General features: G+C 22.9%; 18 protein-coding genes. All 18 read left to right on the top strand.

What is annotated here, in order from left to right; all coding sequences use genetic code 4:
* Window positions 1-31 precede the first annotated feature (31 nt).
* The 18 genes from ACXX89_RS01025 (at window position 32) to rbfA (ending at window position 25,783) form a co-directional block, all read left to right on the top strand.
* Window positions 32-4,333, top strand: coding sequence for a PolC-type DNA polymerase III (locus ACXX89_RS01025; RefSeq protein ID WP_458557330.1), 4,302 nt, complete (start codon window positions 32-34; stop codon window positions 4,331-4,333).
* A 158-nt stretch (window positions 4,334-4,491) separates the two neighbouring features.
* Window positions 4,492-5,049, top strand: a complete 558-nt coding sequence (locus ACXX89_RS01020; protein ID WP_458557329.1) for a hypothetical protein — start codon at window positions 4,492-4,494, stop codon at window positions 5,047-5,049.
* 164 nt (window positions 5,050-5,213) lie between these two features.
* The gene (locus ACXX89_RS01015; protein WP_458557328.1) at window positions 5,214-5,939 is read left to right on the top strand and encodes an ATP-binding cassette domain-containing protein; all 726 of its coding nucleotides are present in this window, start codon (window positions 5,214-5,216) and stop codon (window positions 5,937-5,939) included.
* Window positions 5,917-7,587 carry a hypothetical protein gene (locus ACXX89_RS01010; protein ID WP_458557327.1) on the top strand — a complete coding sequence of 557 codons (1,671 nt, stop codon included), beginning with the start codon at window positions 5,917-5,919 and terminating at the stop codon, window positions 7,585-7,587. The genes ACXX89_RS01015 and ACXX89_RS01010 overlap by 23 nt, the downstream gene beginning before the upstream one ends.
* Window positions 7,587-11,138, top strand: a complete 3,552-nt coding sequence (locus ACXX89_RS01005) for a hypothetical protein (protein WP_458557326.1) — start codon at window positions 7,587-7,589, stop codon at window positions 11,136-11,138. Before ACXX89_RS01010 ends, ACXX89_RS01005 begins: the two co-directional genes overlap by 1 nt.
* Window positions 11,119-13,491, top strand: coding sequence for a hypothetical protein (locus tag ACXX89_RS01000; RefSeq protein WP_458557325.1), 2,373 nt, complete (start codon window positions 11,119-11,121; stop codon window positions 13,489-13,491). The genes ACXX89_RS01005 and ACXX89_RS01000 overlap by 20 nt, the downstream gene beginning before the upstream one ends.
* Window positions 13,491-14,582 (top strand): hypothetical protein, encoded by a 1,092-nt coding sequence (locus ACXX89_RS00995; protein ID WP_458557324.1) that lies wholly within the window; start codon window positions 13,491-13,493, stop codon window positions 14,580-14,582. The genes ACXX89_RS01000 and ACXX89_RS00995 overlap by 1 nt, the downstream gene beginning before the upstream one ends.
* Before the next feature lie 185 nt (window positions 14,583-14,767).
* Entirely contained in the window at window positions 14,768-15,100 is a 333-nt protein-coding gene (locus tag ACXX89_RS00990; RefSeq protein ID WP_458557323.1) for a hypothetical protein, read from the top strand.
* Entirely contained in the window at window positions 15,100-16,200 is a 1,101-nt protein-coding gene (locus ACXX89_RS00985) for a hypothetical protein (RefSeq protein ID WP_436358560.1), read from the top strand. Before ACXX89_RS00990 ends, ACXX89_RS00985 begins: the two co-directional genes overlap by 1 nt.
* A complete protein-coding gene (locus ACXX89_RS00980; RefSeq protein WP_458557322.1) occupies window positions 16,100-18,427 on the top strand; it encodes a hypothetical protein in 2,328 nt (775 codons plus the stop codon). Before ACXX89_RS00985 ends, ACXX89_RS00980 begins: the two co-directional genes overlap by 101 nt.
* Window positions 18,427-19,533, top strand: a complete 1,107-nt coding sequence (locus tag ACXX89_RS00975) for a hypothetical protein (protein ID WP_436358557.1) — start codon at window positions 18,427-18,429, stop codon at window positions 19,531-19,533. The genes ACXX89_RS00980 and ACXX89_RS00975 overlap by 1 nt, the downstream gene beginning before the upstream one ends.
* Before the next feature lie 8 nt (window positions 19,534-19,541).
* Window positions 19,542-20,051: a hypothetical protein gene (locus tag ACXX89_RS00970; protein WP_458557321.1), complete on the top strand. Its 510-nt coding sequence runs from the start codon at window positions 19,542-19,544 to the stop codon at window positions 20,049-20,051.
* The gene (locus ACXX89_RS00965) at window positions 20,051-21,148 is read left to right on the top strand and encodes a hypothetical protein (protein WP_436358552.1); all 1,098 of its coding nucleotides are present in this window, start codon (window positions 20,051-20,053) and stop codon (window positions 21,146-21,148) included. The genes ACXX89_RS00970 and ACXX89_RS00965 overlap by 1 nt, the downstream gene beginning before the upstream one ends.
* A gap of 110 nt (window positions 21,149-21,258) precedes the next feature.
* Entirely contained in the window at window positions 21,259-21,675 is a 417-nt protein-coding gene (locus ACXX89_RS00960) for an LSm family protein (RefSeq protein WP_436358550.1), read from the top strand.
* Window positions 21,676-21,682: 7 nt separating this feature from the next.
* Window positions 21,683-23,377 carry a transcription termination factor NusA gene (gene nusA, locus ACXX89_RS00955; protein WP_436358549.1) on the top strand — a complete coding sequence of 565 codons (1,695 nt, stop codon included), beginning with the start codon at window positions 21,683-21,685 and terminating at the stop codon, window positions 23,375-23,377.
* Window positions 23,370-23,648 carry a YlxR family protein gene (locus ACXX89_RS00950; RefSeq protein ID WP_436358547.1) on the top strand — a complete coding sequence of 93 codons (279 nt, stop codon included), beginning with the start codon at window positions 23,370-23,372 and terminating at the stop codon, window positions 23,646-23,648. Before nusA ends, ACXX89_RS00950 begins: the two co-directional genes overlap by 8 nt.
* Window positions 23,629-25,434 (top strand): translation initiation factor IF-2, encoded by a 1,806-nt coding sequence (gene infB, locus ACXX89_RS00945; RefSeq protein WP_436358546.1) that lies wholly within the window; start codon window positions 23,629-23,631, stop codon window positions 25,432-25,434. The genes ACXX89_RS00950 and infB overlap by 20 nt, the downstream gene beginning before the upstream one ends.
* 1 nt (window position 25,435) lies before the next feature.
* Window positions 25,436-25,783, top strand: coding sequence for a 30S ribosome-binding factor RbfA (gene rbfA, locus ACXX89_RS00940; RefSeq protein ID WP_436358544.1), 348 nt, complete (start codon window positions 25,436-25,438; stop codon window positions 25,781-25,783).
* Window positions 25,784-25,906 lie beyond the last annotated feature (123 nt).

The raw sequence follows: 25,906 nt of genomic DNA, 5'->3' as shown, positions 1-25,906 counted from the left end.
TTTTATAATAAGCATAAATAAAAGGAGTTATATGAACGAAACATTTAAAAAATTTTGTCAAGAAATTGAATTTGAACCAACTGAAGAATTTTATGGTGTCGAAATTGAACAAGTTAGCAGAGAAGGTAATTATTATTTAGTCTATTTTAATTTTAGAGACATTGTTAAAATTTCATTATTTAGACAATTTTATTCTAAAGTTAGAAAAGCAAAACTTAATTTTGAAATTAAAATTAAATATTTTGATGATTCCAAAAAAGAATTTTTAGTGAAAGATTATTTTGAATATGCTTTTCTTTTAGTTAATAATTTATTTGATTTTTTTGAAAACAAAAATTATGAGTTTTCAAAAAGCAATATTTTAACAATTTTTGTTAGAAATGAATTAGACGCAAAAATTGAAAAATTAAATCAAATAGAAACATATATGCAAAACTGAGGTTTTGAAAACTTTAAAGTAGAATTTAAAATTGATGAAGAAAAAGAAAAAGAAGCACAAAAATTAAGAATTGAAGAAATGTTCAAAGAAGAAAAAATGAAACAAGATTTTCTCAAAAGTGTTAAACAAACTGAAAATAGCAATAATATAGGTTTCAAAAAGGATTTTACTTCTTTTATGAAAAATAAAAGTTATACTCCTTTATCTATAAAAGAAGCATTAGAAAGTGAAGAATTTAATGTTATAGTTACTGGTGAAATTTTTAAAAGAGATGTTCAAAAAACTAAAACCGGTTTATGAATAACAATTTTAACAATAACAGATTATGAAGAAGCTATTAAAGTTAAAATATTTTCAAAAACTGATCAAGAAAAAGAAGAACAGGAAAAATATGTAGTAGGTAAAACAATAACTGCATATGGTTCTAATACAAAAGATGAGTATTTAAAAACTAAAGTAATTAGTGCTAAAAAAATAGAATTTATAGAACTCAAAAAAGATGAAAGAATCGATAAAGAGAAAGAAACAAGAGTTGAATTTTATGCAAGAAGCAATATGAATGCTATGGACGGAATATCAACAGCAGAAGAATATGTGCTTGCAGCAAAAAAATTTAATCACAGTGCAATTGGTATTGCTGATGTTGATTCTGTTCAATCCTTTCCTGAATTTTATCATTCATCTAAAAAACACAAGATAAAAGCAATTTATGGTTCCACTTTTAACACCATCGAATATAAAAACAATGCTGTTATAAATGCAAAAAAAGATTCCGTATTAAAGAATGCTAAATATGTAGTTTTTGACTTAGAAACAACAGGTTTATCTCCTAGATATGACGAAATCATTGAATTTGGTGCAGTTGTCATAGAACATGGAAAAATAAAGGAAAATATTCAATTTTTTATCAAACCCAATAAACCTTTACCAAAGTATATTACAGAAATTACAAACATTACAGAAACAGATGTAATTAATGCAATTTCACAAGAAGAAGGAATAAAAAAAATTAGAGAAATTTTAGATAATTCCATCGCTGTAGCTCATAATGCTAATTTTGATATAAATTTTGTTAATGAAAAAATAAGAGTTTTTAATTTACCAAAATTAGATATTGAAACTATTGATACACTTATAGTGGCAAGAATTATTAATCCAGATGCTAAAAAATTTAGATTGGAAAATTTAGCAACAAGATTAAATATAAGTTATGATTCAACTGTAGCTCATAGAGCTGATTATGATGCTAATGTTTTAGCTCAAGTTTGACTTTCTTTTTTAAGAGAACTAGAACAAAAAAATATTACTTCTAGTTATGATTTAGAATTTTTTGAATTAGAATCACTTCATGAAAAAAAATTCAGTTATGAAGTAGTTATTTATGCAAAAAATCAAAAAGGTTTAAAAGAATTATTTAAATTAATATCAGACGCATCAGTCCAAACATTTTACAATGGACCAAAACTTTTTATAGATAAATATCAAAAAAGTGAGAATTTATTATTAGCTAGTGGAACTTTAAATTCAAGATTAATTGATAAACTTTTCTTTTCTACAACAGAAATTTTTGAACAAGAATTACAAAGATATGATGTTATTTTTGTACCACCATTAAGAGATTTTGTCCATTGAAATAATAGAAATATTTTAGCTACTAAAGATATAAAAGAAGGTTTAAGAGATTTAGTTTATACAGCTCAAAAATTTAATAAAAAGATTATCGCTGTTTCTGATTGTCGTTATATAGAAAAAAACCAAAAGATACTTCATAATATTTATATAAATGCTAAAGGGCTTGGTGGGACAAGACATTATTTATATAAATATAAAGAAGAAAATCCAATTTATCCTTTACAAAACTTTTTAACAACTGATGAAATGTTTAAAGAATTTGACTTTTTAGAAGATTTTAACATCATAAAGGAAATTGTGGTTTCCAACTCAAGAAATTTAGCAGAAGAATTCGAAGAAATCCAGGTTATTAAAGACAAATTATATGCTCCTATTTTCGATAATTCAAAAGAAAATTTAGAAAAACTTGTTTGAAAAACAGCGAAAGAAAAATATGGTGAAAATTTACCAGCCATAGTAAAAAATAGATTAGAAAAAGAGTTGAATCCTATTTTAAATTATGGTTTTGATGCGATTTATTGAATTAGTCATAAACTAGTAAGAAAATCACTTGATGATGGATATTTAGTTGGATCTCGTGGTTCAGTTGGTTCTTCTCTTGTTGCAACAATGGCAGGAATTACTGAAGTTAATCCACTTGTTCCACATTACATTTGTTCTAAATGTAAAACATCCGAATTTTTTGAAGATGGTAAATACCTTTCAGGTTTTGACTTACCAGATAAAAATTGTTCTAACTGTAATATTCCTTTTGAAAAAGAAGGACAAACAATTCCTTTTGAAACCTTTTTAGGATTTAAAGCTGATAAAGTTCCTGATATAGATTTAAATTTTTCAGGTGAATACCAAATCAATATTCATAATGAAGTAAGAAGATTATTTGGAGAAAACCACACTTTTAGAGCGGGAACTATTTCTACAAATGCTGAAAAAACTGTTTATGGTTATATTAAAAGTCAAATAGAAGAAAATTTAGCTAACTATTCTTCTGCTTTTATGGAATTTTTATCATTAAAAGCTAAAGGAGTAAAAAGAACTACAGGACAACATCCTGGTGGGATAATCGTAATACCAAAAGAATTTGATGTAGAAGATTTTACTCCAATTAATTATCCAGCTAATAATGACTCATCTACTTGAAAAACAACTCACTTTGATTTTAGTTCTATTCATGATAATGTATTAAAATTAGATTTACTTGGCCATGATGATCCTACAGCAATTAGGATGCTAGAAAATTTAACTAAAGTAAAAGCAACAAGCATTCCAAAATCAGATCCCAAAATAATTTCCCTTTTTTCTTCCACAGAGGCTTTAGGTATTTTACCAGAAGATATTTCTGGAGAAACTACAGGAGCAATGGGAATTCCGGAGTTTGGGACTAACTTTGTAAGAGGGATGTTAAAAGTAGCAAAAGCAGAGACTTTTGCGGACTTAGTTGCTATTTCTGGTTTATCTCATGGAACAGATGTTTGAAAAGGAAATGCTGAAGAATTAATAGTAGAAAAAAAACTTACTTTCAAAGATATAGTATCTTGTCGTGATGATATAATGAGTTTTTTAATTTTGAAAGGAGTTGAACCATCAGCATCTTTTAAAATTATGGAAAATGTTAGAAAAGGAAAATCTTTAACTAAAGATGAAGAAGATTTATTAAATAAACATAACATTCCAGATTGATATATAGAATCACTTAAAAAAATTAAGTATCTTTTCCCAAAAGCACACGCTACAGCCTATGTTTTAATGGCTTGAAGAATCGCTTATTACAAATTATATTATCCACTTGCTTATTATGCAACTTACTTTACAACAAGAGCTGATGTTAGTGATATAAAAACACTAACATCAGGAAAAACAGGGATAAAAGAAAAAATAAGAGAATTAAAAAGAAGAGAATTTTCAAAGAAAAAAGAAGAACAATTATCTGTAAAAGAAAAAGATTTAATTCCGATTTTATGTATTGCTGAAGAAATGCATGCAAGGGGATTTACTATTTCTAATGTAAATCTAGAAAAATCAAGTTCAACTGATTGAATTCTTGATTATGAAAACAACGCCTTAATTCCACCGTTTATTACAATTGATGGACTTGGTGAAGCTGTTGCTAAATCGATTGAAAAAGCGAGAGAAGAGTCTGAATTTTCTTCTATTGAAGACTTAAAAAATAGAACCCTTTTAAATAAAACCCTTCTTGAAAAAATAAAAGAAATGGGAATAGTAAAACATCTTAATGAAACAGATCAAAATTCATTATTTTAACTAAAATAGAAAAAATATTAAATCACTAATAAAAAGAACAAAAATTCAGCTTTTTTGTTTTTTTATTTCTTTTTTGTTCAAATATATTCATAAAGTGAAATAATTATATTGTATATACATTATGGTTGTATATAATTAAATGAACAAACAGGAGATTTATGTTCCAAGATAAAAAGAAAATTTTAGCATTAGGTTTTCTTTCAAATTTAATGTTAACAATATTTATATTTTTTCTAATTTTATTTATAACATTTAGTGAAATGCATTTGCATTATTTAGATGGAGGATGACAATTTGTATTAAGTCTTTGTATAATTTACTATACTTTATTTAATTACCTAATTTTCATTATCTATAAGTTTTTGCTTATTAAAAATGCCAAATTAGGTTTTAGTAAAAAAATTATTTTTATATTTTTTACTATGCTATTTTATTTTTTAATTTACAAAAAAGAAAATTTGAATCTAAATTTAAATGTAAAAAACAAAAAAATAATATTAATCACTTATGCTGTAATAGTTTTCATTGTTTTTGTTATATTAATGAGTGTTTTATTTATAGCTATACTTAAAATTGGTTTATTTGTTTTACAAATCCCGTTTCATTTTACTATTTTCCCTGCTGCTTTCAATATTTTAATTATTTCTATGTTGGAATATTCTAATTCATCAAAAGAAAAAAGTAAAATAAAAAAGATTGTTGATAACAAAATTTAAAAAATTTATATCCACTATTTAGTTTTTTTTAAAATAGTGGATTTTTTATCTAAAAGAATTTTAAATAAAATTTAAGCAAAAATAATGCTTAATTTATTCAAATTTATTTATTTTTTTTATAAAAAAAGTGAATTTTTTTAAATAAAATGATATAATTAAAATATATGAGTAAAGTAGTTATCAAAAACGTGAGTAAAATTCATAAGGACAAGAAAATATTAAATAATATTTCACTTAATATCGAATTTAAAAGTTTTTATTTAATAGCAGGAAACAATGGTTCTGGTAAAAGTACTCTTTTAAAAATAATTGCCGGAAATGATTCAGATTATGATGGTGAAATTTTTATAGACAACGAGCTTTTAGAAAAAATCAAAGGTAAAAAAGATGCTTTATATTTTAATACTGATTTGAAATTTCCAAACAACATGAGTGCATTGAAATTTATTGAGCATTTTTATTATTATTTTCATCAAAAGAAAATTTCAAAACAAGCAATAAAAGATAAAATGCAAGATTATAAAATAACCTTTAATAAAAACCCAAATACATTTTCTTCAGGAGAAAAACAAAAATTAATTTTGATATTAGTGGAATTTATTAAACCAAAATTACTACTAATCGATGAATTAGAAAGTAATTTAGATATTTACTGAAAAGAAAAGTTTTACAAAACTATAGATAATTTAAGAGTTGAAAACGATATGACTATAGTAATCGTTTCGCATGAGATAAATAATATCTCACCTTATGTTACAGATTTTGTTTTGCTTGATTCAGGAAAAATTAAAGAAATCAATTTAAAAGAAAATAAAAATAAAAAAGAGAACTTTACAAAGGTAATTATAGAGACACTAAAAGGAGAATATGAAAACAATTTTAAAAAGTAATTTTAAGTATTTATTTAAAACATATACAATATGAATATTGTTGATATTTTGTTTTTTATCTTCATTTTCAATAATTCCTATAATTTTAAGTAAGAATAATTTAATAAACTATAATTGATTTATTTTTTATATTAATTTTGTAATATGTGCAATCATTTCTTTTACTTTGATTTATTTACTTTTTATAGGAACTAAAAGAAATTTTTATGATGGTTTTCAAAATACTTTATTTTCTAGTAAAAGAGTGATTTTATTTTCTAAAATAATTACTATTTATATTTTATTTAGTGTTATAAATTTCCTTATAATATTAAATCAAATAATAATTTCTCTTGCTATTTTTAGTGAACTAGTTGTAATTTATATTACTTTATTAAATTGACTAGTTAATAATTTTGTTTTTGTATTATTTTCCTTTGTTTTTCTTTTAATAATCAAAATTTTTAAATCATCTATGAAAACTATTTTGATAAGTTCAATGATAACTAGTACTTTTATTTTAATTCCTGTTATAACAAGAAGTTCTATTGACTATTCAGAAAATTATAGAAATCGAAATATTTTACAAACTATAGAATTATCAAAAGAAAATAAAATTAATTATTATAATGTTTCTGAAAAATTTTTAAATTATAAAAATAAAGAATATTTTGATTTTATTGAATCGCTATATTTACTTTCAATTTTAGTATTTAAAGAAACTATACACAAGGATATAAAACATATAGAAAATAAAGGAAATTATAATACTTTATATCAAATAAATCAATTTAAAAAGCATGATTGAGATACTACTAACAATGAATATTTTTTATATAAAGAAAATCAAGAACCACTTTTAATCTTGGATAGAAATTCTCTAATATCTACCATAAATTTTTCTAATATAAACAAGAATATGAATTATGAAAATCTAAAAGTAAAAGTAAATAAAGATTTATGAAATGAAAAAGATTTTAGTGATGATGAAATTTTGTTTATAAAACAACTAAATGGTTTAGATAATATAAATATTCAAACTTTTAAAAGAGATTTTATCTATTTTTTAAAAGATCAATTTTTTATAAAAAAATTTATTGAACAAAATTCACAAGAGTTGTTTGATTTTCTGAATTTATTATTTATAAAAAGAAGATTTATAAACAATAAATTTATTAATAATAAACTAAGCAAATTTTATGTAGAACCTTTGATTTTAAGTAACAAAGAAATAGATTTGAATTCAAAAATAGATAATAAAGATTTTGAATTTCTATCTCAAAAATATTTAATATTCCAAGGCAATAAAGTTTGAATATTAAATAGTGCATTTAAATATTTTGAAGTAGATTTATCACAATTTCATATTTATTATTCAAATATTAATACACTCGATGATTGAAAAAATTATTTGATTTCTGAATCATTTTCGATTCAAAATTTATCTGATAAATTAAAAAACTTTAAATATCTATCAAACAATGAAAATAAAAATTATGAATTTGAATTTTTAGCAAATAAACCAAAAATTACTGATTTTCAATATGTTGTAACTAATAAAATATCAGTAAAAAATAAGTTTAATTATTTAGGTTTAACTTTAATAATATTAGTTACATTGCTAAATGGTTCATTTCTAGTATTTTATTGAATAAAAAGGAGTAAATAATGAAAAAATACATTAAAAATTTAGGTTTCGGTGCAATAGCAACAGTTTTAGTGGGTTCAGGAGTCGCTGCTGCTATTTTAATGCCTATAAATAAAGAAAATAAGAAAACAATTAATGAAGAAGAACAAATTAAAAGTAGTATTTTAGAACAGTTAAAACAAGAAACACAATATCAAAGTAAAGATGTTTTTGTTTCAAAAACATTAGATAAATTAATTGATAATTTTAGTGATTTAAATGTAATGTTAGATAAAAAAATAGAAGCAGTTGAATTCTTTTCTAATAAAGATATTCAAGAACTTGAAAAACAGATTTTACCAAGCAATGAGTTAAATTCTAATTTATTTGGACTAACTCTTGTAAGAAAAGATGAATTAGAAAATAAAGAAGTTTTTCTAGGAAAAGATAATCAAGTTTTTACTGATGAATTAGAAGCAAAACTTTCATATTTTAATGTAAATTCATTTTACAAATATGAAACAACTTTTGACAAAAGTAGTGGAAATGCTAAAATTTTTCAAACTAAAGCTGAATTAATTAATTATTTTGAAAGTCTTTATCAAGAAATTGCTACTAAAAATATATCAGATAAGCAAAAATTAAGCGAATTAAAAGCAAAAATTAAATTTGCTAAAACTAATAAACATATTAATGCACCAAATGATTTAATTTCTTTTTCTGATATTTCAATTAAATCTAATTTAGATAATTTTGTAAAAAATAATTACAAAAAATACGTTTATTTTAAAAACAAAATTTATGAATATGATAACTTTATTAAAAATCAATTATTTGATTCATACTTAAGTGAATTACCGATTTTAAAATTAAATTCAACTAACGGACAAAACAAATTTATTGTTGATTTAGACAAATCAGTAAAAGAAAATTTCTATGGAAAATTATTTTTAGATAGCCCATCTGGTTCTATAAATGATATTGTTGATGTAAATAATTGAAACAAAAAAGATAGAGAAGAAAAATTATTTACAAACCCAATGGAAGAAACTAAAAAAAGTCTTGTAAATAATTTTGTATCCCAAATTATTAAACAAAAAAGTGATGCTAATTTTAACAAATTCCTTTTAAATTCCCATTTAAACAAAAATGATAAAGAAAAATTACAAAAAGATTATAATCAAAATTTTTCCATTTTAAATAACTATTTATTAAGAGAAGATTTGGAAAATTTAAAAGAAGAATTTTCTAAAATTAAATATGCTAACTTAAATGATGTTACTCTTTGAGACAAAATCAAAGAAGCAAATAACATCCTTTTAAAAGGAAAACATGGAACTATATTTAATCAAATTTATTCCTTTTATATTTCTTCAATTTCAGCGATGTTTGAAAGTAAAATTAATTTTAAAACAGTCTATGTATTTAAAAAATATATAAAATCATTTTTAAACACTATTAATACAACTTTAAAAGAAATATTCACAGATGAATTTTATGTTACAGAAAACAATGAACCCATTGATTTATTAAAATTATATGGTTTAAAAGATGATTTAAATATTTCAGTATCAACAAGTCCTGATTACTTTTTAGGTTCACTCACACAAAGCACTAAATTTATGAATGCAATTAATTTAATAAATTTTGCAACCGCTTCTTTAACTAATACTAATTCAAGCGAAGAATTTGATAGAATTCTTTTATTAAAAGACACTAATAATGAAGAAGAATTAAGAAAATATAAAGAATTTTTTGAATTGTATTCTTTAACTTCAAAAACCAAAAATGCCTACAACTATAAAGAAAGCACTTTAGAATATGTTAAAAATGTTCCTGTTTTTAACTCTTTAACTAAGAGTCAACAAGAATTTATTGATGCTACTATTGCAGTTTCAAAAAGCATTAAATTTTTTTTAAAATCTTCAATAGAACAATTATTGACACTACCTGATGTTGATATATTTAACATCGAATACGAAGAAAGTAGTAGTGCTTATATTCCGCCCAAAGAAATTAAAACATTAAAAGATCAATATAAAGATTATTTTGAACTAATCAGTTTTGTTAAATTTGCTTCAAATGATTTTGCAAATCACACTTCTTTAATTGATTCTCCAAAGTTTTATGACACTGTTCTAACTTTAAGACAAGAAAAAGATAAAATACTAAAAAAAGTGGATCAAAAAACTCATTGAAAATGAACAAAAAAATTCAAAAGTACGGGAAAATACACAAAACCAACTAAAAAACATATTAGTGAACAAAATCAAAAATTTTTAAATAAAAGTGCAGCACTTTTAGGTCTTGCAACAGATTTCATTTTCTTTGCAAGTACAGAAAAAACACTAGAATCCACCTTATATTTTATTAAAAATGCAGCAGGAGCAATTAAAAACTTAAGTCAAGTTTTAGGACCTTGAGCTTTTGGTGTTGAAATCCTTTTTGACTTTATTATTCAAGCAATAGGAACAGAAGAATTTCATGAATATGTTTTTAAACCAAATTCAGAAGAAGATTATATTTGACAAGGCGGAAGTTCCACAAAACGTTTTTGAGGATTATGAAATAAAGTAAATTCTGACATTAGCAAGATCAAAGATAAAATATTAACACCAGTAAAAATTTTAAATGCAACAGTAAAAGATGAATTTTATTTTAATAATAAAAAATATGATCAGTATATGTTTGAATATCTTAAAAAAGAAGTAATTCAAGAAATTGAAAAAGGAAATTTACAATTAGAATATATCGATGATTTAAAAATATTATATTCCTTTGAAAAAGAAATTCCTACATCAATTTTTGATAAAAATACAATGCCTTTCTTTGAAAGTGTTCAAGAGTTGCAAAATTATTTAGCAAGCGAAAATAATCGTTCTAGATACTTAACTGATATTACTTATTTAAAATTTGACTCTGATAATTTTCAATATAAAGTAGATAACTATAAAGAATTAATGAAAAAATTCATTAACTATTTAAATATTAACTTAAAACCAATTTATTTATTACAGGTTCCTGAACTAAAAGATTCTTATCCTTTAGAACAAGAAAAGTTTTTAGAAAATCCTTCATTAGAAAAATATGATAATTCTTATTTAAGCAGAGAAGAAATTGAAAAATTATTATTAAATAATGATTTAAGTAATAGTGAAAGATTTGTAGTACTTGATACAAATATTCGTTTTAATTCTAAATATGTCTATTTAGATGTTAAAAAAGAAATAGAGCAACTGCTTGCTAAATATGCAAACAAATTTAAAGTTAGATCAAAATTTGCATTAAGAAGAGATATTGACGGTCAATATAAATATAGTGAACTCAAAAGTTATCAAAAAATAATTCTTTATAAAACTTTTGATAAAGAAAATAATGTTAAATATTTTTTAAATTATGATCAGGCAAAAGAGTTTTTAAAAACAGATAAAAGTTTGGATATCAGAAAAGAAGTTTACCGCTATAATCCAAGAACTGTATATTCTTATTTAGGAAAAGAATTTGACTCCAAAGAAGAATTAATAAATTACTTCATAGAAGAATATAGAAAAAACAAAATAAAAGGTGAAAACAATGAAAAAAATAATATTTAGTTTAACAGCAGCAACTTATGTTGCTTTACCAGTAATTTCTGTTTCTGCTTATGGCGAATCAGAAACAGGATATTTATATGTAATGGAAATAAATGGTGTACCTAAATCATTTAGAAATCATCAAGAAATTCTAAATGAATTGTTAAAAATAGGAAACAGAAGATTCACAAGTGCAATCGGTCTGAAAGACACAAATAATCAATATGGTCAAGTTTTTCTCGAAACAGAAAAACTTTATAAATACGATCGAGAAAAAATAAAACCTGCATACAGAGATATTTTTGGAAATTATGTTGATAATCAAAGACTTGCAATTGATTCATACATTTCTGAAAACAGAATAGTTAAAAAATACTTTGATAGTTTCAACAATCCTTTTGATACGCAAGAAGAAGCGCAGTTAAGTATAGTCGAAGGAATTAAAGAAAATCTAACTTACAATCCGTTTTATGAATTTAAAGTTAAAGAAGTAAATCAACCAGAATACGATTTAAAAATCAATCCATTTATACAGGATGATATAGATAAATTAAGAGATATTTTAGCAAAAGAAAATGTTATTATACGTCATAAAGATGATTTAGAAAATGTAAAAATTAATCAGGAAAAACAAGGAATTACACTAAATGGAAATGACTATATTTATCATAGAGACAATACTGATTTAGAAAATTATTTAGAAAATGTTATGAATAATTTTATTGATGATTTATTTGATATGAAAAACGAAAAAGTCTTTAAACTACAATTTAAATTAGTTGAAACAAAAGGTGATAAAAACAAAACAAATAGTGGTTTTGAAGTTTCAATTAATGATAATGAAAGCAATTGATCTATTATGCAAAATGATGAAAATGGTCTTACTTTAGAAAAAAATGTTAGTCAAAATTATATAGATAAATATGATGTAGAAAATGTTTTAGAAACAATGAAAAATTCTAATGATTATTTTACAACGGATTTAGAACAGAAATATAATTTTTTTGTAAATAAAGTTGGAGATGTTACACTTAGACTCAAAGATAAAAACTTTTTATCAATAAATAATATGAATATAAAAACAAAAACCAAATGAAAACTAGATGAACAAGCAATTGTAAGATATTTTGGTTTTTCTAAAGCCCCAGTAAGTATTTTGGATTCTTATGATTCAGCAAGAGCATGAAATAATTTTGATATAGAAGTAAACTTAAAGTTGGACAAATATAAATTAAAAAAAGTTTTAGAAAATAGAGTTAAAAATTTAAATGTAAAAACATTAAAAGAGCAAATGATTCTAACACTGAATAAAATATTTAATAACAATCATCAATTAAAAGAAAAATATATAGAATTTAACAATGATTTAATTTTAGATATAGAAAGCAAAAATATTTTTTTAAAAGAAATAAATAAAAGTTTAAAAATAAACTGGAATAACATAAGCTATAAATTTTTTAACAAGATCAATAAAAAAGAAAATAAAAAAGAAAAAGAAAAACAAGGGGTTTTTCAAAAATTTTTATCACAAGAAATAAAGAAAAATATAGTCCAAAAAACTAATTTACTTTCTTTTTTTGTTATAAATAAACTCTTTTCTTTAAATGATAAATTTGTTTATAAAAATCAAAATAATATATCATTATTTGAAAATATAGAAAAAAATGATTATACAATTATTAATCACAAAAAATTAATAAAAAGCCCATTTAATAATCAAAAAATAAAATATATAAATAAAACCGATTCTACTATAAATGGATTAAATCAATTAAGAAGCATTTGATTAGATTATTATGAAAAGAATAAAACTAAAAAAGATGAAAAATTGCTTAATATTTTAGAAAATTTTAATGAATATTTTAGAAAAAACAAAGAATTTTTATTCTTAGAAAATACTAAAATAGGAATTTTAAAAAACTTTATTTCTGTAGATGATGCTGAGAAAAAAATCTATAACTATAATTCAAGGTATACAAACATTACAGAATTAGCAAATCAAACCGAAGAATCTAATTTAGAAGAATATCTTTTAAAAAGAATGAAACCTAAAGAAAGATATTATATCCCGGGATTAAAAAGTACATTAATTTCTCGTGGGCAACCTTTTAGAGAAGAATTATTTGAGTTTAATGACCCTAAAATTTTCCAATTAAACTACAGATTAATTCTCGGGAAATTAATTCTGCCTGTAGCAGAAAGAAGATTTTATGTTGAAAATAACAAAGCAATTGAAATAAAATCTAATTATTATAATTTGTGAACCATAGATTTAAATAATCAAGAGTTATTCTTTGATTCGCAAGAAGGAATGATGTCGTATCTAAAAGATTACATAAAATATAGAGCTAAAAAAATAGAAGGGACTAAATAATGAAAAAGAAAATATTATTAACTAGTGCAGCAATCCTAGCTTTTGCTTCTGTAAATTTGGTAGTAAGTTGTAATGAAGAAAAAATCGAAAAATCTAATTTTCCAAAAACACCTGAAGAGCAAAAATATGAACAACTTTTTAGCAAATATAAAGAAAAATACGTAGGAACTGATAATTATGTTTTTGATGATTTTGAAGAATTTGATTTTAATAATCATGAATATTATGATATTGTAGATATAAAAAAATTAAAAGAATTAAATTCATTATATGAAGACAGAGAACTTAGTAATTTTAATAATCAAAATATATATTGATATTTTAAGGATGAAAACATAGAAAAATTTTACTCTTGAGTAGCAGATTATAATTATAAATTTAAAGTATATAAGGATGTAATTGATAAATTTGCACCAAATAAAAAAATTAAACAAAATAATAATAAAGAAGATATATATTTAGTTAAAGAAAGTAATTTTAATTTTAATTTTACTGAAAAAAAAGAAGAATATTTAGTTGCTGCAGCAATAAGTTCTTCAGTTTTAGAAGAAATGATTTCTTTACCAAATGTAAGTATAAAAGGTTATTTTGCCTTACTTTCTCCATTTGTGTTTTCTCCGTATAAAAAGTATACATATTTATCAAACTTAAATATGATTTCAAATTTTAGTTTAACAGAATTAAATAAAGGCGATTCTTTTAAAATATTTTCTACAACTAAACCAAAAATAGAAAAATTAATTCCAGACATTTCTAAAAAAGAAATTGATAAATTTAATTCTTCTGAACCTATAATAAATTTAAAAACAACATTTGATTTTGGTTTGAAATCAAAAAACGATTTAAATGATTGATATAATATTGAAAATGATTTAAACTCAAGGGAAAATGCTCAAATAATTGCAAATCAAGACTCAGAGAATTTCTATGATTATGATTTAACTTTTTCTAGAGAAAGAAAAGTACGAGATTATGATGTAAAAACAGATGAAAGAAGAGAATATATAGAAAAAGATTCTATTCATTTTATACTTTCTAGACCACTTAAAATTATATCTACTGAAGGAAAAAACGAAAAAAGAAGAGGTTAATCCTTTTTTGAAAAAACAAAGAATTTTTATTTTTAGAAAATACCAAAATAGGAATTTTAAAAAACTTTATTTCAATAGATGATGCAGAGAAAAAAAACTACAATTATAATTCAAGATATACCAATATTACAGAATTAGCTAATCAAACTGAAGAATCCAATTTAGAAGAATATCTTTTAAAAAGAATGAAATCAAAAGAAAGATATTATATCCCAGGATTAAAAAGCACATTAATTTCTCGTGGACAACCTTTTAGAGAAGAATTATTTGAGTTTAATGATCCTAAAATTTTCCAATTGAACTACAGATTAATTCTTGGAAAATTAATTCTTCCTGTAGCAGAAAGAAGATTTTATGTAGAAGATAACAAATCTATTGAAATAAAATCTAACTATTATAATTTGTGAACCATAGATTTAAATAATCAAGAATTATTCTTTGATTCTCAAGAAGGAATGATGTCATATCTAAAAGATTATATAAAATATAGAACTAAAAAAATAGAAGGAACTAAATAATGAAAAAGAAAATATTATTAACTAGTGCAGCAATCCTAGCTTTTGCTTCTGTAAATTTGGTAGTAAGTTGTAATCATGAAGAAAAATCAAAAGAACCAAATTTTCCAAAAACGCCTGAAGAACAAAAATATGAAGAACTTTTTAACAAATATAAAGAAAAATATGTAGGAACTGACAATTATGTATTTGATGATTTTGAAGAATTTGATTTCAATAATCATGAACATTATGAAATTGTAAATATGAAAAAATTAATTGAAATAGATGAGTATTTTCAAGATACTTACCCTTCTGAAGAAAATAAAAATATCAACAACAATAATAATATTTTTTGATATTTTAAAAAAGAAGAATTTCAGAAACTTTATGATTGAATAAAAGATTACAATTTTAAATTTAAAGTATACAAGGATGTAATTGATCAATTTGCTCCCAGTAAAAAAATTAAACAAAATAATAAAGAGGATATATATTTAGTTAAAGAAAGTAATTTTGATTTCACTTTTTCTAAAAAACAAGATGATTATTTAATTGTTGTGGCAATGTATCCATTTATTATGGAAAGACTTTTATTAATACCAAATGTTAAAATAAAAGGTTATTTTTATTTTAATTCTAATTTAGTATTTCAAGAAGAATTTAAAAATAATTATTTTTCTGAATTGTCTATATTTTCTAATATAAATTTTAGAAATTTAATTAATTCAAAATACAAACTATTTTCAACTCCAAAACCAAAATTAAACAAATTTTTAGAAGATATATCTAAAGAAGATATTTCTAAATTCAATTCAAATATTCCTAAAATAAATTTCTCTTCTATTTTAGATATTAGCAATAAATCAGAAAATTATTTTAATGATTGATATAATATTGAAAATGATTTAAACTCAAGGGAAAATGCTCAAATAATTGCAAATAAAGATTTAAATAATTTTTACGATTATGATTTAACTTTTTCTAGAGAAAGAAAAGTACGAGATTATGATGTAAAAACAGATGAAAGAAGAGAATACATTGAAAAGGATTCTATTCACTTTATACTTTCTAGACCGCTTAAAATTATATCTACTGAAGGAAAAAATCAAAAACAAAATTAAAATTCTAAATGAATTATTAAAAATAGGTAACAGAAGATTCACAAGTGCAATTGGCCTTAAAGATACAAATAACCAATACGGTCAGGTTTTTCTTGAACCAGAAAAACTCTATAAATACGATCGAGAAAAAATAAAACCTGCATATAGAGATATTTTTGGAAATTATGTTGATAATCAAAGACTTGCAATTGATTCATATATTTCTGAAAACAGAATAGTTAAAAAATACTTTGATAGTTTCAACAATCCTTTTGATACACAAGAAGAAGCACAACTAAGTATAGTCGAAGGAATTAAAGAAAATTTAACTTATAATCCGTTTTATGAATTTAAAGTTAAAGAAGTAAATCAACCAGAATATGATTTAAAAATTAATCCATTTATACAGGATGATATAAATAAATTGTATGAAAAATTATCAAAAAATGATATAAGTGTTCGTCATAAAGATGATGTAGAAAATGTAAAAATTAATCAAGAAAAACAAGGAATTACACTCAATGGAAACGACTACATTTATCATAGAAATAATACTGATTTAGAAAATTATTTAGAAAATGTTATGAATAATTTTATTGATGATTTATTTGATATGAAAAATGAAAACGTTTTTAAATTACAATTCAAATTAGTTGAAACAAAAGGAGATAAAAATAAATCAAATAATGGTTTTGAAGTTTCTATTAATGATAATGAAAGTAATTGATACATCATGCAAAATGACGAAAATGGTCTTACTTTAGAAAAAAATGTTAGTCAAAATTATATAGATAAATATAATGTGGAAAACGTTTTAGAAAAAATGAAAAATTCTAATGATTATTTCACAACAGATTTAGAACAGAAATATAATTTTACAGTAAATAAAGTTGGAGATGTTACACTCAGACTCAAAGATAAAAACTTTTTATCAATAAATCATATGCATATAAAAACAAAGACTAAATGAAAACTAGATGAGTATGCTTTTCTAAGACTTTTGGGTTTTTCCAAAGCACCAGTAAGCATTTTGGATTCTTATGATTCAGCAAGAGCATGAAATAATTTCAATATAGAAGTCAACTTAAAATTAGATACAAATAAATTAAAAAGAGTTTTTGAAAATAGAATTAAAAATTTAAACATACAAACCCTAAATAATCAAATAGTCTTAACTCTCAATAAAATGTTTAAAAATAATTCTCAATTAAAAGAAAGATATAAAGAATTTAATAATGATTTAATGTTGGATGTAGAAAGTAAGAAAAAGTTTATATCTGAATCAAATAAACAATTGATTTCTTGACTTCCAGAATATCTTTATAGTTATGAAAATTCTATTTCTAAACAAAGTAATAAAAAAACAGTAAATAAAAATTTAAATTTTAGCTCTTTACCTTTTTTAATTAAAGATAGACTTGCAGATAATAAATTACTTATATATCGAATTTTTACTAAAAATAAATTCTTTTCTTTAAATGATAAATTTGTTTATAAAAATCAAAATAATATATCATTATTTGAAAATATCGAAAAAAATGATTATACAATTATTAATCATCAAAAATTAATAAAAAATCCATTTAATAATCAAAAAATAAAATACATAAATAAAACAGATTCAACTATAAATGGACTAAATCAACTAAGAAGCATTTGATTAGATTATTATGAAAATAATAAAACTAAAAAAGATGAAAAATTGCTTAAGATTTTAGGAAATTTTAATCAATACTTTTTAAAAAACAAAGAATTTTTATTCTTAGAAAATACCAAAATAGGAATTTTAAAAAACTTTATTTCAGTGGATGATGAAGAGAAAAAAATCTACAACTACAATTCAAGATATACCAACATTACAGAATTAGCCAACAAAACTGAAGAATCTAATTTAGAAGAATATCTTTTAAAAAGAATGAAACCTAAAGAAAGATATTACATACCAGGATTAAAAAGTACATTAATTTCTCGTGGACAACCTTTTAGAGAAGAATTATTCGAATTTAATGATCCTAAAATTTTCCAATTAAACTATAGATTAATTCTAGGAAAATTAATTCTGCCTGTAGCAGAAAGAAGATTTTACGTAGAAAATAACAAATCGATTGAAATAAAATCTAACTATTACAATTTGTGAACAATAGACTTAAATAATCAAGAGTTATTCTTTGATTCTCAAGAAGGAATGATGTCATATCTAAAAGATTACATAAAATATAGAACTAAAAAAATAGAAGGAACAAAATAATGAAAAAGAAAATATTATTAACCAGTGCAACAGTTTTGACCCTTGCTTCTGTAAATTTGGTAGCAAGTTGTAATGAAGAGAAAACTAAAGAACCAGATATTCCAAAAACACCTGAAGAGCAAAAATATGAAGAACTTTTTAACAAATATAAAGAAAAATACGTAGGAACTGATAATTATGTGTTTGATGATTTTGAGGAATTTGATTTTAATAATCATGAACACTATGAAATTGTAAATATGAAAAAATTAATTGAAATAGATGAGTATTTTCAAGATACTTACCCTTCTGAAGAAAATAAAAATATCAACAATAACAATAATAATATTTTTTGATATTTTAAGAAAGAAGAATTTCAGAAACTTTACGATTGAATAAAAGATTACAATTTTAAATTTAAAGTATACAAGGATGTAATTGATAAATTTGCTCCAAATAAAAAAATTAAACAAAATAATAATAAAGAAGATATATATTTAGTAAAAGAAAGTAATTTTGATTTCACTTTTTCTAAAAAACAAGATGATTATTTAATTGTAGTTGCAATGTATCCATTCATTATGGAAAAACTTTTATTAATACCAAATGTCAAGATAAAGGGTTATTTTTATTTTAATTCAAATTTAATATTTCAAGAAGAAATGAAAAATAATTACTTTTCTGAATTGTCTATATTTTCTAATATAAATTTTCCAAATTTAATTAATTCAAAATACAAATTATTTTCAACTCAAAAACCTAAATTAAACAAATTTTCAGAAGATATATCTAAAGAAGATATGGTTAAATTCAATACAAGTAATCCTAAAATAAATTTCTCTTCTATTTTAGATATTAGTAATACATCAGAAAGTTATTTTAATGATTGATATAATATTGAAAATGATTGAAACGCAAGGGAAAATGCTCAAATAATTGCAAATCAAGATTCAGAAAATTTTTATGATTATGATTTAACTTTTTCTAGAGAAAGATTGGAAAAAGAATATGATAGTGAAATAAAAGATTATAGAAAACACATAGAAAAAGATTCTATTCATTTTATATTGTCAAGACCTTTAAGAATTATATCAACTGAAGGGGAAAACGAAAAAAGAAGACGTTAATTCTTTTTTTGAAAAAACAAAGAATTTTTATTCTTAGAAAATACCAAAATAGGAATTTTAAAAAACTTTATTTCTGTAGATGATGCAGAGAAAAAATCTATAATTACAATTCAAGATATACAAATATTACAGAATTAGCAAACCAAACTGAAGAATCTAATTTAGAAGAATATCTTTTAAAAAGAATGAAACCTAAAGAAAGATATTACATACCAGGACTAAAAAGTACCCTTATCTCTCGTGGACAACCTTTTAGAGAAGAATTATTTGAATTTAATGATCCTAAAATTTTCCAATTAAATTATAGATTAATTCTCGGTAAATTAATTCTGCCTGTTGCAGAAAGAAGATTTTATGTAGAAAATAACAAATCTATCGAAATAAAATCTAATTACTACAACTTGTGAACAATAGATTTAAATAATCAAGAACTTTTCTTCGATTCACAAGAAGGGATGATGTCATATTTAAAAGATTACATAAAATATAGAGCTAAAAAAATAGAAGGAACAAAATAATGAAAAAGAAAATATTATTAAATAGTGCAGCAACCTTAACTTTTGCTTCTGTAAATTTGGTAGCAAGTTGTAATTATGAAGAAAAGTCTAAAGAACCGGATTTTCCAAAAACACCTGAAGAACAAAAATATGATGAACTTTTTAACAAATATAAAGAAAAATACGTAGGAACTGACAATTATGTGTTTGATGACTTTGAAGAATTTGATTTTAATAACAGAGATTATTACGAAATAATAAATGTTAATAAATTAATAGAATTAAGACCTACTTATGAAAGCATAAAATTAGAAAATTTTAATAATGAAAACATTTTTATATATTTTAAGCAAGAAAAAACAGAAATTTTCTTTAAGTGATTATTAGACTTTCAATTTAAATTCAAGGTTTATAAAGATGTTATTGATAAATTAGCTCCAAATAAAAAAATAAAATACAAAAACGGAAATGAAATTTATTTAGTAAAAGAGAGTAATTATAAATTTAAATTTAATTTTTCTCAAAGTGATAAAGATTATAATGAAATTTTTTCCATTAATACAACAATAATGGAATACTTATTATCAATTCCAAATTTACATTTAGAAGGACGCTTTGCTTTTAATAAAGCTTTATATTTCCCTGAAGATTATAATAATAACTATTTTTCTAAAATAAATTTATTGTCTAATTTTGGTATTTTTCAGTATAAAGCAAATGAAAATTATAAATGATTTTCTACTCCAAAACCTAAAATAGAAAAAATATTTCCAGGTATTTTGCAAAAAGAAATTGATAAGTTTCACTCATCTTCGCCTATAATAAATGTATTTACAACAGAAAATTTAGGTTTCACATCTCGAAATTATTTAAACGACTGATATAACATTGAAAATGATTTAAGTGCAAGGGAAAATGCTCAAATAATTGCAAATCAAGACTCAGAAAACTTCTATGATTATGATTTAACTTTTTCTAGAGAAAGAAAAGTACAAGATTATGATGTAAAAGCAGATGAAAAAAAAGAATATATTAAAAAAGATTCTATTCATTTTATACTTTCTAGACCACTTAAAATCATATCTACTGAAGGGAAAAACGAAAAAAGAAGAAATTAATAATTTGCATAATTTATTTATAAAAAAATATTATTGGTTTATAATTATATTAATAGTAATAAAAAAATGGTTGCTGTTAGCAACCTTTTCATATATTTTTAAGGAGAAAAATGGATATTTTAGAAAAATTAAAAGAGAATTTTAGTTCAATTTTAGAAGCTTATTTTGAAAAAGAAGGAAGTCTTAATTTTTTAAGAATAAAAACAAATTTTACTGATTTGAATGATATTGAAAAAATTTCAAGAAAAATATCTGACTTTTTAGATAAAGAAGATTCTATAAAAGAAGAATATTATTTAGATGTATTTTCTAAAGGGTCTGATATTGATATAAATATAGAAAATATAGAAGAATTTATCAACAAAAAAATTCAAATTTGATTTAATGAAAAAGATTTTATTATAGGAAAATTAATCCAAAACAATGAAAATACTTTATTACTAGAAATTAATTTAAAAGGCAGAATGAAAAAAGAAGAAATAAACAAAGAAAAAATAGAAAAAATTAATTTATATATAAATATTTAGGAGAAAAATGGCAAGAAAATCTGTAAATTCTAAAAATATTTCAAAGAACAAAATATTTTTTAATCAATTAAAAGAAATTTCAGAATTTAGAAAAATAGATATACAAACAATTATGAAAATTCTTGAAGATTCTTTTATAAAAACAATTACTAAAAACTTAGATCCTGACGCTGAAATAGAACTAATTGTTGATTATGAAAATGAAAATATTAGATTAGTAAACAAAACAGCTTTAGTAGTTTCTGACGAAACTTATAATGAAGATATTGCAGCAGATGAAGGTTTAAAAACTTGTGAAATTTCCATTTCACAAGCAAAACAATTATTTGCACACAAAGTTCAAGAAGATGAAAAAGTTTCTATTGATATTGATTTTGAAACTTTGCCAAAAAATATATTTTCACCAGTTCAGCAACAATTTAAACAAAAAATTGCCGAACTTGTAAGAGAAGCTGTTTATCAAAAATATTCAACTTTAAAAGGAAAAGTAGTAAAAGCAAAATTAATTTCTAAATTAAGAGCAGGATACTTATATGAAATTGAAGACGATCAAGTTCATGCATTTATGCCTAAACACTTAGCTACAAATTCTAAAAAGAAGAATGAGCTTGGTTTAAGCGAAGATGTTTATATTGAAGATGTGCTTGAAGAAGTAAAAGATACACAAATAATTATTTCTAACTCATCAAATAACATCTTAAAAGACTTAATTGAAAAAGAAATTCCTGAAATTGCAGCAGGAGAAATAGAAATCTTTAGAATCGCAAGACACGCAGGTGAAAGATCAAAAGTTGCTATTAAATCTACATCTGGAACAGTGATTAATAATGTTGGAGCATTAGTTGGAAAATCCGGAAGCAGAATTGAATTAATAGTAAATGAACTCGGAGAAGAAAAAGTGGATATTATTGAATATTCAGAAGATTTAAACCAATTTATAGTAAATGCTTTAGCACCAACAAGAATAGTTTCTGTTTTACCATTTAAATCTAAAAAACTTAATAAAATTGTTGTTGTTGTTCCTGATTCACAACATTCGCTTGCTATTGGTAAAAAAGGAATTAATGTTACTTTAGCTTCTGAATTAACAAGATCAAGAATTGATATTTATTCTTATTCAAAAGCTTTAAATGATGGTTTTAAATTAAACTGAAATGGAAATATTAGTTCTGAAAGTGAATTAGAAACAATCGAAAACGAATTTAAAAATAGAACTTCAGCAAATGCTAAAATCAAAAAAGCACCTTATACTACTAATAAAACAAGAAATAGTAAATCTAAAATTAATCCTAATTATTTACTTGATGAATTTGATAAAGATATTCAAAAATATAACGAAGATTTTGGTTTAAATATTTCTGAAGAAACAGCAAATAGCGAACAAAAAGTAGAAAAAAATGATTCAACTTCAAAATCATCAACTAAAGTTGAAAAAGATTCTGTAGTTAAAAATAATAGAAAAGCAAATGTAAATAAATTTGATGGTGATAGCATTTTTGACAATGCATTTTCTGATTTTCAAGATAATATTGATAACAACAAACCAAAAACAGAAGAACTTTATACAAAAGAAGATTTAAAACAAATTAGTGAAGAAATTAAGAATTACAAAATGGATAATGATTTAGCTGAATTTGCTGGTTTAAATGATTTTGATTTTGATATAAATGATGCTGATTGAGATGATGAAGAAAATGAATAATGACTATTCAAGAAAATGCATTTTTTCAAACAATATCATCCCTATAACAAAATTAATGCGTTTTACTAAAACAAAGGAAAATACAGTAATTATAGACAAAAATAAAAATCTACAAGGGCGTGGAGCTTATATAGAAAATGTCAAAGAGAGCATTTTAAAAGCTTTTGAGAAAAAACTTCTTAATAAGTCTTTTAAAATGAATATAACAAAAGAAAATTACGATCAATTAAGAAAGGAAATAGAACTAATTTATGGCAAAGAAACACATTAGAAAATCTAATACAGAAGAAATTAAATCCCAGTTAGTTAGTGTAAAAACTGAATTAAAAGATGGTATTTTTATTTTTACAGGAGCAATGACAATTGCAGAATTTACAAAAAAAATTAATAAACCTGCTAATGAAATCATTACAAACCTTTTTAAAAAAGGAAAAATGTATACTTTAAATCATACACTTTCTGAAGATGAAATAGCTGAATTGTGTATTGAATATGGTTTTGATTTTCAAAAAGAAGTAGAAATAAATGCTTCCAACTTTATGGATGAAGTTGAAATAAGTGATCATGAAAGTGAACTTGAAAATAGAGTACCAATAATTACTATAATGGGACATGTTGATCATGGTAAAACAACATTATTAGATACTATAAGAAAAAGTAATGTTGCAAGTGGTGAAGCTGGTGGTATTACTCAACACACTGGTGCTTATCAAGTTGAATACCAAAACAAAAAAATAACCTTTTTAGACACTCCAGGTCACGAAGCATTTACAGAAATGCGTGCAAGAGGTGCAAAAATAACAGATATTGTTATTTTAGTAGTTGCTGCTGATGATGGAGTTATGCCTCAAACCATTGAGGCAATTGATCATGCAAGAAATGCAAAAGTTCCTATAATAGTTTTTGTTAACAAAATTGACAAACCTTCAATTGATATTGAAAGAGTAAAATCAGAACTTTCTACCCACAATATTCTTCCTGAAGAATGAGGAGGAGACAATATGTTTGTTTATGGTTCTGGTAAAACCGGTCAAGGACTAAACGACTTATTTGAAGCAATTAATTTACAAGCGGAAGTTCTTAATTTAAAAGCAAATAGAAATAGATATCCTATCGGTACAGTAGTTGAATCAAAATTAGATAAAGGTAAAGGAGTTACTGCAACATTAATTGTTCAAAATGGAACTCTTTATCCAAGAGATTTTATTGTTGCAGGTTCTAAATACGGAAAAATTAGAACAATGCATGATTCCCATGGACAAATTCTTGAAAAAGCAACTCCAGGTACTCCTGTAGTTGTTACTGGTTTAAATTATGTGCCTTTAGCAGGAGATAAATTCTTTGGTTTTCCAGAAGAAAAATTTGCTAAAAATTTAGCTGAAGAAAAAGCTTTTGTAGATAAACAAACACAACTAAAAGAAAGAAATTCCGTAATTTTTGAAGAAGGTAAAAAAGTTATTAATTTAATTATCAAAAGCGATGTGCACGGAACTTCAGAAGCTATAAAATCATCTTTAGAGAGATTAAAAAACGATGAAGCTTTTGTTAATGTAGTACATGCTTCTGTTGGAGATGTTACAAAAGCAGATATTTTACTTGCAGAAGCATCAAATGCAATTATTTATGTATTTAATACAAATGTCCCAAGCTCTATAAAACAGTTTGCAACTCAGCAAAAAATAGAGATAAAAGAATATTCTGTAATTTATAAAATCACCGAAGAAGTAGAGACTTTATTAAAAGGTTATAAAGAACCAAAATATGAAGAAGTTAATATAGGTGAAGCATTAGTTCTTAAACTTTTTAGTTATTCAAAAGTTGGGATTATTGCTGGATGTACTATGATTAGTGGTAAATTTAAAAATAACTGTAAAGTTAAAGTTATTAGAAAAAATAAAGTTATTTATACAGGAAAATTGGACTCTTTAAGAAAAGGTCCAAATGATGCTAAAGAAGTAGCAATGGGTATGGAATTTGGTTGTCATATTTATAAATATAACGAAATTCAAGTTGATGATACTATTCAAGCATTTGAAGATGTTTTAATTGAAGAATAATATGAACTCAATTACATTAAGAAAAAAAGAATCCCACTATTTTTTACTAGTTTCTAAAATTATAAGTGAAGAAATAACAAATGCTAATATAATTGGAGCAACTGTAAATGATGTAAAACTTTCTAACGATGGTTCACATTTAAAAATTTATTTAAGTTTTATAAAATCACCTCAAAAAGGTTTAGAAGCAATAAATAATGCAAAAGGATTTATTAGAACTCAATTATCCAAAATAGTAAATTCTAGAACAGTGCCACAATTACATTTCTTTTTAGATGAAGTATTAGACAATGCACAAAGAATAGAAGAAATACTTGCTAAAATCAAAGAAAAAGATAACTCTAAGTAAGTTATCTTTTTTTATTTAGGATTATTAATATAAAGTCATAAATTGAAAAAACATTTGGTTAAGCTTTCGGTAGTGTAAGATATTTTGTGTAAATTTCTCTTGCTTACTTTTTAGTAAGAGATT

This window comes from Mycoplasma sp. 1012 (genome assembly GCF_054343455.1).
Note: the sequence above shows the minus strand (reverse complement) of the source record. Positions and strands in the feature narration are given on the sequence as shown.